Here is a 1,682-nt window from a genome sequence, read left to right as displayed (position 1 = left end):
CACCGATATCTTGGTAGGTCCGCGGGGCCGGGATTTGTTTAAAGGAGCCGGTGGGGGGGCAGCCCGCCGCCCCCCCCCCCCCCCCCGCCCCCCGCCCCCCGGCCGCCGGGTTTCGGGCCCGTTGCGGCGGGGCGGCGGCGTGGCCCCCCCCCGCACCGATCCCGCCTGCAACGGGCGCGACGAGATCCGCGAGGTCGAGGCGCTCTATCTGGCGGCCATCGCCGCGGCGCGCGACGTCATTTATCTGGAAAGCCAGTATTTCGCCTCGACCGCGGTGGCCGAGGCGCTGAAGGCCCGGCTGGCAGAGCCCGACGGCCCGGAGGTGATCGTCGTCAACCCGGTGCGCACCACCAGCTGGCTGGAGAACACCGTCATGCTCGGCGCCCGCGCCCGGCTGACCCGCGAACTGCGCGAGGCCGACCGCCATGGCCGCTTCCGCCTGTTCGCGGCGCTGACCGACGGCGGCGCCTGCATCACCGTCCATGCCAAGGTGATGGTGGTCGACGACCGGCTGCTGCGCATCGGCTCGGCCAACCTGAACAACCGCTCCATGGGGCTCGACACCGAGTGCGACCTGGCGCTGGAGGCCGGGCCGGGGCCGGAGCATGCCGACACCCGCCGCGCCATCCTGCACACCCGCGACGACCTGATCGCCGAGCATCTGGGCTCCACCGCGGCGGAGGTGGCGGCGGCGCACCGGCGGCTGGGCTCGCTCGCCGCAGCCATCGAGTCGCTGCGCAAGCCGGTCGGCCGCACGCTGGAGCCGCTGCACGACCCCAAACCGGACGGGCTGGCCGCCGCGGTGGCCGATGCCCGCGTTTTCGATCCCGAACATCCGGTCGGCGCGGTGGAGATCGTCCGCCGCGTGCTGCCGTCGCGAATCCCGCGCACCAGCCACTGGCTGACGCTGGCCGGACTCCTGGCTCTGCTGGGGCTGTGGGGCATGTGGCGCTACACCGCGCTTAGCGAATGGGCGACGCTGGATGCCGTGCTGTCGGCCTTCCACAGCCTGGGCGAAAGCCCGCTGGCGCCGCTGTGGCTGATGCTGGCCTATGTCGCCGGCGGCTACGTCATGTTCCCGCTGACCGTGATGATCGCCGCCACCGCCATCGTCATGGGACCGTGGTGGGGCTTCCCCACCGCCATGGCCGGGGCGGTCGCCTCGGCGGCGGCGATGTTCTGGACCGGGCGGATCGCCGGACGCGACCTGCTGAACCGCCATGGCGGGCCGCTGATCGCCCGCATCAACGGAAAACTGGCCGACAGCGGCATCGCCGCGGTGGCCGGTGTGCGCGCCGTGCCGATTGCGCCCTACACCGTGGTCAATCTTGCCGCCGGCGCCTCGAAGCTGAGCTTCGGCGATTTTGTGATCGGCACCATGGTCGGTCTTGCACCCGGCATCCTTGCCTTCAATCTGCTCGGGCACCAGCTTGAGCGCACCATAAAGAATCCCGGCGCCGCCGACTTCGCCCTGCTGGCGGGAATGGCGGCGGTGGCCATCGGGCTCGGCTGGCTGACCAGCCGGCTTCTCGGACGCTCCGGCCGGGATCGGGTTGGCGACACGCCGGGCCGGCAGGACGACAGGGCTGACGAAAGGCCAAAGGAAAGGAATTTGGAACCGTGATCCGTTTCAGCCGCGACCGTGTCCAGCGCATCGCCGCCGCGTTGCGCGCAGCCCGCGC

At 71.8% G+C, this 1,682-nt stretch carries 1 protein-coding gene; it reads left to right on the top strand.

Annotated elements, in window-relative coordinates; all coding sequences use genetic code 11:
• The first annotated feature begins 139 nt into the window (after window positions 1-139).
• Window positions 140-1,624: a VTT domain-containing protein gene (locus GBZ48_RS35770; RefSeq protein WP_343049811.1), complete on the top strand. Its 1,485-nt coding sequence runs from the start codon at window positions 140-142 to the stop codon at window positions 1,622-1,624.
• Window positions 1,625-1,682 lie beyond the last annotated feature (58 nt).

Origin of the sequence: Azospirillum melinis, assembly GCF_013340935.1 — a bacterium.
GTDB lineage: Bacteria > Pseudomonadota > Alphaproteobacteria > Azospirillales > Azospirillaceae > Azospirillum > Azospirillum melinis.
Note: the sequence above shows the minus strand (reverse complement) of the source record. Positions and strands in the feature narration are given on the sequence as shown.